Raw genomic sequence first — 14,806 nt, 5'->3', positions numbered from 1 at the left:
GGAGCGGGCTTGCCCGCGATGGCTGAGTGTCAGTCAACAAACTCGTCAACAGGTCCACCGCTATCGCAGGCAAGCCAGCTCCCACATTTGATCTGCGTGTTACTTAGCTATTAGGCAACAACCGGCAGGTAATGCTCTTGATGTAGCGCGTTTCGGCAATCGCCGGGTGCACCGGGTGATCCGGGCCCTGGCCGCCGCGTTCGAGCATCTGGATGTTGCGGTCCAGGTGACGGGCGCTGGTCAGCAGGATGTTCTGCAGGTCGTCTTCCGGCAGGTGCATGGAGCACGATGCGCTGACCAGAATGCCGTCCTTGCTGAGCAGGCGCATGGCTTGCTCGTTCAGGCGGCGGTAGGCGCCTTCGCCGTTTTTCATGTCTTTTTTGCGTTTGATGAAGGCCGGTGGGTCGGCGACGATCACGTCGAAACGTTCTTCGCTGGCTTTCAGCTCTTTGAGGGCTTCGAATACGTCGCCTTCGATGCAGGTCATTTTCTCGGCAACACCGTTCAGTGCGGCGTTGCGCTCTACGCCGTCGAGGGCGAAGGCGGAGGCGTCGACGCAGAACACTTCACTGGCGCCGAACGCTGCAGCTTGCACGCCCCAGCCGCCAATGTAGCTGTACAGGTCGAGTACGCGTTTGCCTTTGGCGTACGGGGCCAGGCGGGCGCGGTTCATGCGGTGGTCGTAGAACCAGCCGGTTTTCTGGCCCTGGATCACCGGGGCTTCGAATTTCACGCCGTTTTCTTCCAGCGCCACCCACTCCGGCACCAGGCCGAACACGGTTTCGACGTAGCGGTTGAGGCCTTCGGCGTCACGCGCGGCGGAGTCGTTCTTGAACAGGATGCCGCTTGGCTTGAGCACTTGGGTCAGGGCAGCGATCACGTCTTCTTTGTGCGCTTCCATGGTCGCCGAGGCGATTTGTACTACAAGGATGTCACCGAAACGGTCGACGACCAGGCCCGGCAACAGGTCGGAATCACCGTAGACCAGGCGGTAGAACGGCTTGTCGAACAGGCGATCACGCAGGGACAGGGCGACGTTGATGCGGTGCACCAGCAGCGATTTGTCCAGCGGCAACTTGATGTCGCGTGACAGCAGGCGGGCGCAGATCAGGTTGTTCGGGCTCATGGCCACGATGCCCAGGGTCTTGCCGCCAGCCGCTTCCAGGATAGCCTGGTCGCCTGCCTGGAAGCCGTGAAGAGGTGTGGCGGCCACATCGATTTCGTTGCTGTAGACCCACAGGTGGCCGTTGCGCAAACGACGATCGGCGTTGGCTTTGAGACGCAGGCTAGGCAGGGACATGACGTCGCTCCGGAAAAAAGAGCGGGAGTATACCCTGTTGCGCCGTTATTCATGTGGGAGCTGGCTTGCCTGCGATGCAGGCGATTCGGTGTATCTGACGTACGGTGGTGATGCAATCGCAGGCAAGCCAGCTCCCACACAAGCCCAGAGCCCACATTCAATCCGGTTTTTGAGGTGTCGGTCAGGTTCCCATAGAGGTTAGAATTCGCGCCTAGTCCAGAGTGTGTATTTATGTCCCCAGAGCTTTCCGCCGAGCAGATCCAGCAGGCCCTGCAAGGCATCAGCGTGCCGCCTCAACCGCAAATCATGGTGGATTTGCAGATGGAGCAATACATGCCCGACCCGGACCTGGAAGTGATCGCGCGGCTGATCTCCCAGGATCCAGGCCTGTCTGGTGCGCTGCTGAAGATCGTCAACTCGCCGTATTACGGCCTGAGCAACAAGATCGCCTCGATCCAGCGCGCGGTGAACCTGCTGGGCAGCCGCTCGATCATCAACCTGATCAACGCGCAGTCGATCAAGGGCGAGATGAGCGACGACACCATCGTCACCCTCAACCGCTTCTGGGACACCGCCCAGGACGTGGCCATGACCTGCCTGACCCTGGCCAAGCGCACCGGCTCGCAAACGGTCGACGAGGCCTATGCCTTGGGCCTGTTCCACGACTGCGGCGTGCCGCTGATGCTCAAGCGCTTCCCCAATTACATGGCGGTGCTGGAGCAGGCTTACGCCAATGCCGGCCCGGATTGCCGGGTGGTCGACACCGAGAACAACGCGTTCAACACCAACCATGCCGTGGTGGGTTACTACACCGCCAAATCCTGGCGCCTGCCGGAGCATGTGACCGACGCCATCGCCAACCACCACAACGCCCTGGCGATTTTCAGCGATGAGTCGTCGCGCAACCCGCAACTTAAAAACCTGTTGGCGATCCTCAAGATGGCCGAGCACATCTGCTCGTCCCACCGCGTGCTGGGCAACCAATCGGCGGACCATGAGTGGGATGCCATCGGGCATCTGGTGCTGGATTACGTGGGCCTGTCGGACTACGACTTTGAAAGCCTGAAGCTATCGATCCGCGAACTGGGCGCGCACTGACCCTTTAATCAAGAGGTACACATGCCCGAGTTACCCGAAGTCGAAACCACCCGGCGCGGGATTGCGCCGCATTTGGAAGGCCAACGCGTCAGCCGTGTGGTGGTGCGTGAACGGCGCCTGCGCTGGCCGATCCCGGAAGACCTGGATGTGCGCCTGTCCGGGCAGCGCATCGTGCTGGTGGAGCGGCGGGCTAAGTACCTGTTGATCAATGCCGAAGTGGGCACGTTGATCAGCCATTTGGGTATGTCGGGCAATTTGCGCCTGGTGGAAGTCGGCTTGCCAGCGCTCAAGCATGAGCATGTGGACATTGAGCTGGAGTCGGGCCTGGCGCTGCGCTATACCGACCCGCGGCGTTTTGGCGCGATGCTCTGGAGCCAGGACCCGCACAACCACGAACTGTTGCTGCGCCTGGGGCCGGAGCCGTTGACCGACCTGTTTGATGGCGAGCGTCTGTTCCAGCTGTCGCGTGGCAAGTCGATAGCGGTGAAGCCGTTCATCATGGACAACGCGGTGGTGGTGGGCGTGGGCAATATCTACGCGACCGAAGCTTTGTTTGCGGCAGGGATAGATCCGCGCCGGGCTGCGGGTGGTATCTCGCGCGGGCGTTATTTGAAGCTGGCGATCGAGATCAAGCGCGTGCTGGCGGCAGCTATCGAGCGTGGTGGCACCACGTTGCGGGACTTTATCGGCGGTGATGGGCAACCGGGGTATTTCCAGCAGGAGCTGTACGTCTACGGCCGGGGCGGTGAGGCGTGCAAGGTCTGCGGGAGCGAGTTGCGCAATGTGGTGCTGGGGCAGCGGGCGAGTGTGTTTTGCCCCAAGTGCCAGAGCTGAGTGTCGGGTGATGGCTGATGTCGCCATCGCAGGCAAGCCAGCTCCCACATTTGGATGTATTCACCACTCTAAATGTGGGAGCTGGCTTGCCTGCGATGAGGCCTTTACAGGCAATAAATAACTTCAGGCCTTGCCGGTAATCAACCGGTACTTGGCCATCAACTGCTCTTCCGTTTCCGGATGGGCTTCATCCAGCGGAATGCAATCCACCGGGCACACTTGCTGGCACTGAGGCTCGTCGTAGTGACCGACGCACTGGGTGCACAGGTTGGGGTCGATCACGTAGATCTCTTCGCCCTGGGAAATCGCAGCGTTCGGGCACTCGGGTTCGCAGACGTCGCAGTTGATGCAATCGTCGGTGATGATCAGGGACATGGAAACTCCTGCCAGGGCTGTCAGCCAGGGCATCTGAAAACTAATGCGTGCAATTGTGCCGCATTGGCGCCCGCAGTGCGAGCGTGTGGCAAGCCCGAATATCGGTCGCTGTCTCTGTGGCGAGGGAGCTTGCTCCCGTAGGGCCGCGCAGCGGCCCCGCTGTGCTGGAAACGATTGGGACTGCTGCGCAGTCCAGCGGGAGCAAGCTCCCTCGCCACAAAGAGCCTTACTTCTTGAAGCGCAGGGTCAGCGCATCGGCTACGGCCGGATGCACGAACTTGGTGATATCTCCGCCCAAAGCGGCAATTTCACGCACCAACGTCGAGGAAATGAACGAGTAACGTTCCGACGGCGTAAGAAACAGGCTTTCCACGTCCGGCGCCAGTTGGCGGTTCATGTTGGCCAGCTGGAATTCGTATTCGAAGTCCGACACAGCGCGCAGGCCACGCAGGAACACATTGGCGTTCTGCTCTTTGGCAAAGTGCGCCAGCAACGTCGAAAAGCCCACCACTTCCACGTTGGGCAGGTGCTTGGTGACCTCACGCGCCAGCTCTACGCGCTGTTCCAAGGGGAACAGTGGGTTTTTCTTGGGGCTGGCGGCGACCGCGATGATCACATGGTCGAACAAGCGAGACGCACGTTCGACCAGATCGCCATGGCCTTTGGTAATCGGGTCGAAGGTACCTGGGTACAACACTCGGTTCATCGCGTCGTCCTGGCGGAGTCCGTTGGGGAACCGGATGGTATCGCAGCATTCCCGGTGGGCCAAGTCGACTTATGTAGATAGATACCGTGAATACCCGGTTTTTTCATGCTGTTTTCAGACGTTCGGCCAATGCTGTCGCCAGTTGCGCGGTCAACCCGTACACCGATAATTGTGGGTTGGCGCCAATGCTGGTGGGGAACAGCGAGCCGTCGTGGATCGACAGGTTACGCAATTGATGATGACGGCCGAGGCTGTCGGCCACCGCGTTTTTCGGGTCCTCGCCCATGGCGCAACCGCCCATCACATGGGCGCTGCCCAGCGTGGTGCGGTGCAGTTCCAGGCTCAGCCCGTCGATCAGGCTGCGTGCTTCGGCCAGGGTATTTACGTAGCGTGCATCATGATGCAGCGGCTTGACCGACTTGGCGCCCGCCGCGAACTGAATCTCGGCCATGGTATGAAACGCACGGCGCAGGCCGTCCCAGGCGTAGTCCGAGACCTGGTAGTCGAGCACCGGTGTGCCGTCGCCACGTAATTCCACCGTGCCGCCGGGGCTGTCGGGGTGAAAGCCGTCGCGCAGCAGGGCGAGCATGGCGTGGGTGTGGGGCAACTGACTCATGTCCAGCGCGTTCCCGGTGCCGTAGCCGCCGAACAGCGTGCTGGCCAGGCCTGGATGCAGCGGAGGCGCCTCCAATTTGTAAGACATTTTGCCGGTGGTGCCGTCCTGCCACTGGAAGTGGTCGGAATAGATCGACTGCGGAGCGCCATAGAACGGATTGATCACCTCGTCGAACTGCCCCGCGGAGAAATTCACCAGGTGTAGGAAGGTACGCTTGCCCAGCCGCGAATGCGGGTCGGGCGCATCTGAACGCATCAGCAGGGCCGGGCTGTTGATGCCACCGCCCGCGAGCACGTAATGCTTGGCCTTGACCGTGATCTTGCGCCCGGTAGGCGCCACGCAACGCTCATCCATGGCCACGCATTCAAGGCTGCTGATGGTGTCGCCGCTGTATTTCAGGTGTTCGGCGCGGGCGAGGTAGAGCAGTTCGCCGCCCTTTTCCAGGGTGGAGGGAATGGTGGTCACCAACATCGATTGCTTGGCGTTGACCGGGCACCCCATGCCGCAGTAACCCAGGTTGAAGCAGCCGCGCACGTTGCGCGGGATCACGTGCCAGCTATAGCCGAGCTTTTCGCAGCCTTTGCGGATCACATCATTGTTGGCATTCGGTGGAATGGCCCAAGGGGCGATGCCCAGGCGCTGTTCCATTTTTTCGAACCACGGCGCCATTTCTGCGCTGCTGTGGCCCTTGACTGCATATTCACTGGCCCAGTGGGCGAGGGTGGCATCGGGTGTGCGAAAGCTCGAGGTCCAGTTGATCAGCGTGGTGCCACCGACGGCACGGCCCTGCAGGATAGTAATCGCGCCGTCCTTGCTCATGCGGCCGATGCCTTCCTGGTAGAGGCTGGCATAGGCTTCGTCTTCGAGCAGCTTGAAGTCGCTGCTGGTCTTGAGCGGGCCTTCTTCGATCAGCAGCACTTTGTAGCCCGCAGCACTGAGGATCTCGGCAGTGGTGCCGCCACCCGCGCCACTGCCGATAATGGCCACATCGGCTTCCAGGGTCAGGTCATTGCTGAGGGCGGCGCCATTGTGGGTTTTCCAGTCACGGGCCAGGCCATCGCGGAACAGATCGGGTACGGGCATAGAAGTGCACTCTTATTTTTATACGAAGTTGCATTCAGTGTGGGAGCTGGCTTGCCTGCGATGGCGGTCTGCCTGCCTTTCATTTCTGGCTGATACACCGCTATCGCAGGCGAGCCAGCTCCCACATGTTTGATTGGGTTGCCAGGGCTAGATCTTCGGTGGGCCGGGGTAGCCGCAATGCGCCCAGGATTGTGGCCGGAAGTACCAGGCCATGATCACCAGCTTGAGCAGCGAGCCCTGGCCCATGCGCAGCAGGTTCAGGTAGCTGTTCTCCCAGCGGTGCAGGAAGTTGCGGATCTGATCGCTGCTGGCGTTTTCCCAACTGCCCCAAATGCCGGTCAACGGGCCACGGGTGATGCCCATGCTCAGCACGTCGAACAGTTGCTGGGTGAGCTTGAACATCTCCGGCGACAGGTTTTGCAGGCTGTAGTCGAGTTTTTTCAGGGTGTCTTCGATACCGGCGACCACGTCCTGGGCGCTGGCCGCGCCTTCGAGCAACACCGGGATGATTGCGCGCAAAAACGGCAAGTCGCTGCTGCGCAGCATGGCAAAGCCACTGGCCGGGGTGCTGCTGGAGCAGCCGCTGAGGCTGGCCCCCAAGCCGGCGGTGGCCAGGAATGCGCTGGCGCACAGGCCGATTTTCAGAACGCCGCGCCGTGACAGCGCGGGTGTTTCAGTCAGGCTAGGGTTCATTGTTATTGTTATCCCGAGGGTGGCGGAATCAGCGGATAAACAGCTTCTGGATCAACTTCTGGATGGCTTTGCCGTAAGGCGGGTAGATCAGTTTCGCCGCGTTCAGGCGCTGTTTGACCAGCACCCCTTTGGCCTTGCTGAACGTGAGGAAGCCTTCATGGCCGTGGTAATGGCCCATGCCCGACGGGCCGATGCCGCCAAAGGGCATATCGTCCTGGGCCACATGCAGCAGCGTGTCGTTGAGGCAAACACCGCCGGAATGGGTTTCGTGGAGCACGCGGTTCTGTTCGCCCTTGTTGTAGCCGAAGTAATACAGGGCCAGTGGGCGAGGGCGCTGGTTGATGTAGGCAAACGCTTGGTCGAGGCCGCGATAAGGCACGATCGGCAGCACCGGGCCGAAGATTTCGTCCTGCATCACCGTCATCTCGTCGCTGACATTCAGCAACAGGCTATGGGCCATACGCCGTGCCTGGCCCTGGTCATACAGCGGTATCAGGGTGGCGCCCTTGTCGGTGGCGTCTTTGACGTAGGCATTGAGCCGGGCCTGTTGCCGCTCATTGATGATGGCGGTGTAGTCCGGGTTGTCGGCCAGGGTCGGATAAAACCCGCGAACGGCGTTGCTGTAGGCCTCGACGAAACCTTCAACGCGGTCTTCCGGCACCAACACGTAATCCGGTGCCACGCAGGTTTGCCCGGCATTCAGGCATTTACCGAAGGCAATGCGCTCGGCGGCGTCTTTGAGTGGCACGTCCGCGGAAACAATGGCTGGCGACTTGCCACCGAGCTCCAGGGTAACCGGTGTCAGGTGCTCGGCCGCTGCGCGCATCACGTGCTTGCCGATGCTGGTGGCGCCGGTGAACAGCAGGTGATCGAAGCGCAATTTGGAAAATGCCATGCCCACTTCGGCCTCGCCCAGCACCACGCACACCAGGTCTTCGGGGAAGATTTTGGCCAGCAGCGCCTTCAGCAGTTCGCCCGTGGCGGGCGTGGACTCGCTGAGTTTGAGCATCACCCGGTTTCCCGCCGCCAAAGCCCCGACCAGCGGCCCAATGGCCAGGTACAACGGGTAGTTCCAGGGGACAATCACCCCGACCACACCCAGCGGCTGGTAGATGACTTTGGCTGACGCTGGTTGGAAGGCAATGCCTACCGCACGCCGGGAAGGTTTCATCCAGCCTTTGAGGTGTTTGCTGGCGTAGTGAATGCCATGCAGGCTGGGCATCAACTCGGCGAACAGGGTTTCGTCTGCGCTGCGGTGGCTGAAGTCCTGGCTGATCGCGGTGATCAGCGCCTGGCGTTCGTCGCTGAGCACGTCGCGTAAAGCCTTTAGCCACTGCTGGCGCTGTGCAGCTGGCGGCATCGGGTTGGCCGCATAGGCGCGACGTTGGGCGTCGAACAGGTCCTGGAGTTGATCCAGCGCCTGGGAATCTTGCAGGTAGGCAACGTTGGCAGACATGGCGCAGTTCCCGATTGTTATAGGTCTGCCTGGATTTTTAGAGTCATTGCTCTAAATTGTCAAATGTCATTGCAGCAACATGCGGATTTATCCTGACAAGGATAGGCCGTAAGATGCCCCATCCCGTGTTCAGAAGCTGATCCCCTATGGCACCACGAGTAAAGACCAGCGAGCGCATTGTGCAAACCAGCCTGGAGCTTTTTAACCAGCAGGGTGAGCGCAGCGTCAGTACCAACCATATCGCCGCCCATATGGAAATTTCCCCGGGCAACCTGTACTACCACTTCCCCAACAAGCAGGCGATCATCGCCGTGCTGTTTCGTGAGTACGAAGCGCTGGTGGACAGTTTCCTGCGCCCGCCACAGGGCCGCGCGGTGACTGTCGAAGACAAGCGCTTTTACCTGCAGGCCGTGCTGGCCGGCATGTGGCGCTACCGTTTCCTGCACCGAGACCTCGAACACCTGCTGGAAAGCGACCCGGAACTGGCCACCGGCTACCGGCGGTTTTCCCAGCGCTGCCTGATCCAGGGCGGGGCCATTTACCAAGGGTTTGTCGACGCTGGCATCCTCAGTATGGACCCGGTGCAAACCGAGGCACTGACCCTTAATGCCTGGATCATCCTCACCTCGTGGGTGCGGTTCCTGTGCACCACCAATGAGAACTCCGCGCACTTGAGCGCCGAAGCGATCAAGCGCGGTGTGTATCAGGTGCTGGTGCTGGAGGCGGGGTTTGTCACGCCCCAGGCGAAAGAGGCGGTGGATGCCTTGTTCAAAGAGTTTTACGTGCCGTTGAACCAGGCACTGGAAGAAGTGAAGTAGGACCTTTCCCGAATCTGTTCACAGGAGCCCGTCATGTCGCTTGCCCAACTGATCAGCCCCCAGCAATTGGCCGAACGCCAAAAGGCCGCGGGGCTGGTGATCCTGGATTGTCGTTTTGCCCTCGAAGACCCGGACTACGGGCTGTGCAGCTATGCCGAAGGGCATATCGAAGGCGCGCAATATGCCGACTTGGAGCGTCATCTCAGTGGGCCGGTGACCAAAGGCGTGACCGGCCGCCACCCGTTACCGGCGGCGGACACTTTGGTTGCGCAACTGCGGGCCTGGGGCATCCATGCCAACACCGACATCGTCCTGTACGACGACGGCCCTGGCGCCTATGCCGCCCGCGCGTGGTGGTTGCTGGCCTGGCTGGGCAAGCGTGACGGGGTGTTTATCCTGGACGGTGGTCTCAAGGCCTGGCACGCCGCCGGTTTCCCGTTGAGCCTCGATGCACCGGTGGTGGAGCCGGGAGCGTTTGCCGGTAAGCCGGACAACCGCCTGCTGCTGGACGCCGAGCATTTGCAAAAACGCCTGGGTGAGCCGGGCCTCACCTTGATCGACGCCCGTGCAGCGGTGCGTTTTCGCGGCGAGGTAGAGCCGATTGATCCGATTGCCGGGCACATTCCCGGTGCGCAATGTGCAGCGTTCACCGAAAACCTGGGCAGTGATGGCCGCTTTCTACCGGCCGATCAGCTCAAGCAGCGCTTCGCCGCACAGTTGCAGGGCCGGTCACCGGATGAACTGGTGGCGTACTGCGGTTCGGGCGTGACGGCGTGCCACAACCTGTTTGCCTTGAGTCTGGCGGGCTACCCGTTGGGCAAACTGTATGCGGGGTCGTGGAGTGAGTGGATTACCGACCCCACACGGCAGATTGCAACCGGCGACTAAGCCGCCAGGCCTGCAAACCCAATCAAAATGTGTGTGTGGGCTTGTGTGGGAGCTGGCTTGCCTGCGATGAGGGAGTGTCAGTCAGCTAATTATTGGCTGACACACCGCTATCGCAGGCAAGCCAGCTCCCACACAAACCAGCTCCCACATTTTTTAACTGTGTTGTGTCAGTAACCACTGCGGAATACGGCGCTCCAGATAGTAACTGGGGCGTTTCAACGTCCCATCCACAAACCCCACATGTCCACCCTTGGCCAATAACTCAAACTCGGTGCAATCCGACAGTTCATTGGCCTCGGGCAGGCTGTGAGCAAACACGAACGGGTCATCGGCGGCCTGGATAATCAGGGTTGGCGTGCGGATTTCGCCCAAGTAGTAACGGCTCGAGGCGCGACGATAATAGTCCTCGGCACTGAGGAACCCGTGCAACGGTGCGGTCACCCGGCCGTCGAAGTCCCAGAACGTGCGCATTTTCTCCAATGAGCCCAGGGCTTCCAGGGTTTTCAGCCCTTCGGCCCGGCCATCCTTCACAAAGCGGCTTTGCTTGACGCGGATATACGCCAACATCTCGCGCATGAAGTGCTTCTGGTACACCCGCGAAAAGCCCAGCCCGATACGGTCAGCGCACTGGTCCAGTCGAAACGGCACCGACACCGCCGCTGCGCCTTGCAGCCCGGACGTCTCGCCGGTTTCGCCCAGGTGCTTGAGCAGCACATTTGCGCCCAACGAATAACCCACCGCATACAGCGGCGCCAAGGGTCGTTTGGCATGCAGATGTGCAATCGCCGCCGCCAGGTCTTCACTGGCACCGGAGTGATAGCTGCGTGCCAACAGGTTTGGCTCGCCCGAGCACCCACGCCAATTCAAGGCGGCGCTGGCCCAGCCTTGAGCTGCGAGGGCTTTTTGCAGCCCGGCCACATAAGGCGAGTTGGACGAGCCGGTCAGCCCGTGCAGCACCAGCACCAATGGCGCTTGCGCGTCATGGGGCCCATGCCAGTCGAGGTCGAGAAAGTCGCCGTCGTCCAGCCACAGGCGTTCGCGTTGGCGTTCGATATGGGTGGTAGGGCGCCACAGCGGCCCCCACAGGGTTTGCAAGTGGGGGTTGCCGAGGCCGAAGGCGGGTTTGAACAGCTCAGAGGACGGGATCATGAAACTCTCGGTAGCAAGCGAGCTTACTGTGGCATGCGAGCTTGTTGTGGCGAGCAGGCTTGCCCTGCGTTGGGCTGCGAAGCGGCCCCAGTAAAGTCGCCGCATTCTATTTTTCAGATCGCGGTGCCTGTAAAAGGGGCTGCTTCGCAGCCCAACGCAGGGCAAGCCTGCTCGCCACAACCATCCTGGCCGCCACGACAAGCCCGCTCACTACAAGATTTACCTAAGGTTAAGCGGCGCTTTCAACCAACCGATGCCACAACGCGTAATACACGCGACCGGACTTCTGCTCTCGGTGCAGGCGCCAGCTGCCCGGCAGGCCGAGGGTAGACGGCGCGGTCTCGCTTTCAGTGTAGATCCACGCATCGGGTGCCAGCCACTGGCGCTCTTCCAGCAGCGCACACACCGTCGGCAACAGGTTCTGGTTGAACGGCGGGTCGAGGAACACCACGTCGTATTCGCTGGCCGCCTGGGTTTCCAGGTAGCGCAGCGCATCGGCTGTCTGCACCTGGCCGGTGGTGCAGCGCAGTGTGCCCAGGTGTTCCTTGAGGCTGGACACCGCCACATTGCTGGCATCCAGCGCCTGGCCCTGTGCGGCGCCACGGGACAGCGCTTCGAGGAACAGCGCGCCGCTGCCGGCGAACGGGTCCAGTACCTTGGCGCCGCCGATATACGGCGCGAGCCAGTTGAACAGGGTTTCACGCACGCGATCCGGCGTTGGGCGCAGGCCCACGACGTCAGGGAAACTCAGCTTGCGGCTGCCCCATTCACCGCCAATGATGCGCAGTTGGCCCACACCGTTATGCACGTTGTGGACAGGTTTTTTCGGGCGAGATGAACTGGCCATTAATGCTCCGGAACCCCGAGCGGCTGCTCGGCGGGTTTATCAGTGGGGGGCGGTAGTGGCTTTTGCGCAATCGTCGGGCCGGCGGTCACGATGACCATCTTGTCGGCGCTCAAGTGTTTATTCATTGCAGCCTTGACCTGCTCTACGGTCAGGGCCTGGGATTGTTTCATGAAATCCTCAAGATAGCTCAGCGGCAGGTTATAGAAACCCATGGCGCCCAGCTGCCCGACGATATCGGCGTTGCTTGCGGTAGACAGTGGGAAGCTACCGGCCAGCTCACGCTTGGCGTCGTCCAGTTCCTTTTGCGTCGGGCCGGTCTTGAGGTAGTCGGCCAGCACGTCTTCAACCAGGCGCAGGGTGCCGCCGCTCATTTCGGCGCGGGTCTGCAGGTTGATCATGAACGGACCACGTACCTGCATCGGCGAGAAACCGGAGTAAACGCCGTAGGTCAGGCCGCGCTTCTCACGCACTTCGCTCATCAAGCGGGTGCCGAAACCACCACCGCCGAGGATCTGGTTGCCCAGGGACAAGGCGGCGTAGTCCGGGTCGGCGCGGTCGATGCCCAGTTGCGCGAACAGTAAATGGGTTTGCTTGGACGGGAACTCGATATGGCTCAGGCCAGCTTTCGGCTCGGTCGGCTGGGCGATCTTGGCCAGGGCCGGGCCTTTGGGCAGCGATGCGGAGACCTTGGCCGTCATGGCCTCAGCGTCGGCGCGAGTCAGATCGCCCACCACGGCAATCACCGCATTGCCTGCTGCGTATGCTTTGGCGTGGAAGGCCTGCAACTGCGCCAGGGTAATCGCCGGAATGCTCTCAGGCGTGCCTTCGCTCGGGTGCGCGTAAGGGTGGTCGCCGTACAACCGCTTGAACAACTCAAGGCTGGCCAGCTTGCCTGGGTTCTGTTTCTGGTACTCAAAACCGGCAAGAATCTGGTTTTTGATGCGCGCCAGGGAGTCGGCCGGGAAAGTCGGCTTGCCGATCACTTGGTCAAACAGCGTCAGGGCCGCGTCGCGCTTGCCGCTGTCGCTCAGGCTGCGCAGGGACACCAACGCCATGTCGCGATAAGCGCCGTTGCCGAAGTCGGCACCCAGGCCTTCAAAGCCGCTGGCGATCTGGCTGACATCCTTGCCCGGTATGCCTTCGTTGAGCATGGCGTTGGTCAGCAACGCAACGCCTGGGGTATTGCCGTCCTGGCTGCTGCCGGCGGCGAACAGGATGCGCATGTCGAACATTGGCAGTTCGTGGGCTTCGACGAACAGCACCTTGGCGCCCTCGGCGGTGGTCCAGGTTTGCACGTCGAGCTTGCGGTTGGTCGGCGCCTTGCCGTCCAGTTCTGCCAAAGATTGCAGTTTGTTGGCCGATTGCGCCTTGTCCAGCGCCTGGCTGGCCACCGATTCACTCGGGCGCAGGAAGTACACGGCGCTGGCGGCGATCAGGGTGACGACGACCAGGCCGGGGAAGATCAGGCGGCTGCTTTTGCGATTACTCATGAGCGGTCTCCTCGGGCAAAACATGGGCGACGCTCAAACGTTCGCGGGTGAAGTAGGTGCGCGCGGCTTTCTGGATATCTTCCGGGGTCACGCTTTGCAGGTCGGCAAGCTCGGTGTCCATGAGTTTCCAGGACAGGCCGACGGTTTCCAGCGAGCCGATGGCCGTGGCCTGGCTGGTGATGGAATCACGTTGGTAAACCACGCCGGCAATCACTTGGGCGCGGATACGCTCCAGTTCTTCGGTGGTCGGCGGCTTGGCTTTCAACTCGTCCAGCAGGCGCCACAGGCCGGCTTCGGCCTGGGCAATGGTCTTTTTCTTCTGCTGATTCGGCGTGGCGCTCAATGTGAACAGGCTGTCACCACGGGTATAGGCGTCGTAGCTGGTGGACGCGCCGGAGACGAGTTCTTCACCGCGCTCCAGCTGTTCCGAGATACGCGCGCTGTAGCCGCCATCGAGCAGGGCCGAGAGCAGGCGCAGGGCTTGCACCGAGCGCTTGTCTTCGGCAGTCGCCAGGCCCGGCACGTTGAAACCGAGGATCACGCTCGGCAGTTGGGTCTGCACGTGCAGGGTCAGCAAGCGCTCGCCAGGTTCGGCCAGTTCCAGCGGGATCTTGGCGGGTGGCACATCACGCTTGGGGATTGGGCCGAAGTAACGTTCGGCGAGTTTCTTGACCTCGTCCGGCGTCACGTCGCCGACCACCACCAGTGTGGCGTTGTTCGGCACATACCAGGACTGGTACCAGTGGCGCAGTTCTTCAACCTTCATGCGCTCAAGGTCGGCCATCCAGCCGATGGTGGGCGTGTGATAGCCGCTGGCCGGGTAGGCCATCGCCTTGAAGCGCTCGTAGGCCTTGGACATCGGGTTGTCGTCGGTGCGCAGGCGGCGTTCTTCCTTGATCACCTCGATTTCGCGGCTGAACTCATCGGCCGGCAGGCGCAGGCTGGCCATGCGGTCGGCTTCCAGCTCGAAAGCGACGCCCAGGCGGTCACGCGCCAGTACCTGGTAATACGCGGTGTAGTCGTCGCTGGTGAAGGCGTTTTCTTCAGCGCCCAGGTCACGCAGGATCAGCGAGGCTTCGCCGGGACCGACTTTGGCGCTGCCCTTGAACATCATGTGTTCCAGGGCATGGGACAAACCGGTCTGGCCCGGGGTTTCGTAGCTCGAACCGACCTTGTACCAGACCTGGGAAACCACCACCGGCGCGCGATGGTCTTCGCGCACGACCACTTTAAGGCCGTTATCGAGGGTGAATTCATGGGTGGGTTGTGGGTCGGCAGCCAAGGCTGAAAGAGGCAGACAAACTGTGCTGAGCAGCAGGCCTGCGGCGCGGCGGGCTAGAGCAATCATTCGTGTTTTAACCTGTTGGGCTACCCGCTTGGTCTTAGCGTCGGCGGGCGAGGAGGTGCTAGGATACTGATCCGGTTTGGACAGGGCCACTGTGGCAGTCATCTT

14 protein-coding genes are annotated in these 14,806 nt (G+C 61.3%); 4 read left to right on the top strand and 10 right to left on the bottom strand.

Annotated features, from left to right (window positions below):
* Positions 1–103 precede the first annotated feature (103 nt).
* Positions 104–1,300: a class I SAM-dependent rRNA methyltransferase gene (locus HU759_RS28910; RefSeq protein WP_003213799.1), complete on the bottom strand. Its 1,197-nt coding sequence runs from the start codon at positions 1,298–1,300 to the stop codon at positions 104–106.
* A gap of 285 nt (positions 1,301–1,585) precedes the next feature.
* On the opposite strand from HU759_RS28910, the gene HU759_RS28905 reads away from it, so the two are divergent.
* Positions 1,586–2,398, top strand: coding sequence for an HDOD domain-containing protein (locus HU759_RS28905; protein WP_169987622.1), 813 nt, complete (start codon positions 1,586–1,588; stop codon positions 2,396–2,398).
* A gap of 21 nt (positions 2,399–2,419) precedes the next feature.
* On the top strand, positions 2,420–3,232 hold the full coding sequence (gene mutM, locus HU759_RS28900; RefSeq protein ID WP_099550323.1) for a bifunctional DNA-formamidopyrimidine glycosylase/DNA-(apurinic or apyrimidinic site) lyase: 813 nt from the start codon (positions 2,420–2,422) through the stop codon (positions 3,230–3,232).
* A gap of 123 nt (positions 3,233–3,355) precedes the next feature.
* Here the strand turns inward: mutM and HU759_RS28895 are convergent, their stop codons facing one another.
* From HU759_RS28895 to HU759_RS28875, 5 genes are all read right to left on the bottom strand, one after another.
* Positions 3,356–3,607 (bottom strand): YfhL family 4Fe-4S dicluster ferredoxin, encoded by a 252-nt coding sequence (locus HU759_RS28895; protein ID WP_017139475.1) that lies wholly within the window; start codon positions 3,605–3,607, stop codon positions 3,356–3,358.
* 226 nt (positions 3,608–3,833) lie between these two features.
* Complete coding sequence (gene coaD, locus HU759_RS28890) at positions 3,834–4,313, bottom strand: pantetheine-phosphate adenylyltransferase (protein ID WP_003176711.1); 480 nt, start codon at positions 4,311–4,313, stop codon at positions 3,834–3,836.
* 103 nt (positions 4,314–4,416) lie between these two features.
* Positions 4,417–6,012: a GMC family oxidoreductase gene (locus HU759_RS28885; RefSeq protein WP_186616989.1), complete on the bottom strand. Its 1,596-nt coding sequence runs from the start codon at positions 6,010–6,012 to the stop codon at positions 4,417–4,419.
* Between the two features lie 147 nt (positions 6,013–6,159).
* The gene (locus HU759_RS28880) at positions 6,160–6,705 is read right to left on the bottom strand and encodes a hypothetical protein (protein ID WP_017139473.1); all 546 of its coding nucleotides are present in this window, start codon (positions 6,703–6,705) and stop codon (positions 6,160–6,162) included.
* A 28-nt stretch (positions 6,706–6,733) separates the two neighbouring features.
* Positions 6,734–8,161, bottom strand: a complete 1,428-nt coding sequence (locus tag HU759_RS28875; protein ID WP_099550326.1) for a coniferyl aldehyde dehydrogenase — start codon at positions 8,159–8,161, stop codon at positions 6,734–6,736.
* A 146-nt stretch (positions 8,162–8,307) separates the two neighbouring features.
* Here HU759_RS28875 and HU759_RS28870 point away from each other — a divergent pair, with 146 nt between their 5' ends.
* Together HU759_RS28870 and HU759_RS28865 are read left to right on the top strand one after the other, a co-directional pair.
* On the top strand, positions 8,308–8,979 hold the full coding sequence (locus tag HU759_RS28870; RefSeq protein WP_017139471.1) for a TetR/AcrR family transcriptional regulator: 672 nt from the start codon (positions 8,308–8,310) through the stop codon (positions 8,977–8,979).
* Between the two features lie 33 nt (positions 8,980–9,012).
* Positions 9,013–9,867: a sulfurtransferase gene (locus tag HU759_RS28865; protein WP_138450773.1), complete on the top strand. Its 855-nt coding sequence runs from the start codon at positions 9,013–9,015 to the stop codon at positions 9,865–9,867.
* Positions 9,868–10,020: 153 nt separating this feature from the next.
* Here HU759_RS28865 and HU759_RS28860 read toward each other — a convergent pair whose 3' ends face one another.
* The 4 genes from HU759_RS28860 to HU759_RS28845 all read right to left on the bottom strand — a co-directional run bounded on the left by HU759_RS28860 (position 10,021) and on the right by HU759_RS28845 (position 14,701).
* The gene (locus HU759_RS28860) at positions 10,021–11,016 is read right to left on the bottom strand and encodes a hydrolase (RefSeq protein ID WP_186616990.1); all 996 of its coding nucleotides are present in this window, start codon (positions 11,014–11,016) and stop codon (positions 10,021–10,023) included.
* A 229-nt stretch (positions 11,017–11,245) separates the two neighbouring features.
* Complete coding sequence (gene rsmD, locus HU759_RS28855) at positions 11,246–11,863, bottom strand: 16S rRNA (guanine(966)-N(2))-methyltransferase RsmD (protein ID WP_056857682.1); 618 nt, start codon at positions 11,861–11,863, stop codon at positions 11,246–11,248.
* Positions 11,863–13,353: a pitrilysin family protein gene (locus HU759_RS28850; protein WP_177033844.1), complete on the bottom strand. Its 1,491-nt coding sequence runs from the start codon at positions 13,351–13,353 to the stop codon at positions 11,863–11,865. Before HU759_RS28850 ends, rsmD begins: the two co-directional genes overlap by 1 nt.
* On the bottom strand, positions 13,346–14,701 hold the full coding sequence (locus HU759_RS28845) for a pitrilysin family protein (protein WP_017139467.1): 1,356 nt from the start codon (positions 14,699–14,701) through the stop codon (positions 13,346–13,348). Before HU759_RS28845 ends, HU759_RS28850 begins: the two co-directional genes overlap by 8 nt.
* Positions 14,702–14,806: the final 105 nt, after the last annotated feature.

The sequence above is a fragment of the Pseudomonas sp. OE 28.3 genome (genome assembly GCF_014268205.2).
GTDB lineage: Bacteria > Pseudomonadota > Gammaproteobacteria > Pseudomonadales > Pseudomonadaceae > Aquipseudomonas > Aquipseudomonas edaphica.
Note: the sequence above shows the minus strand (reverse complement) of the source record. Positions and strands in the feature narration are given on the sequence as shown.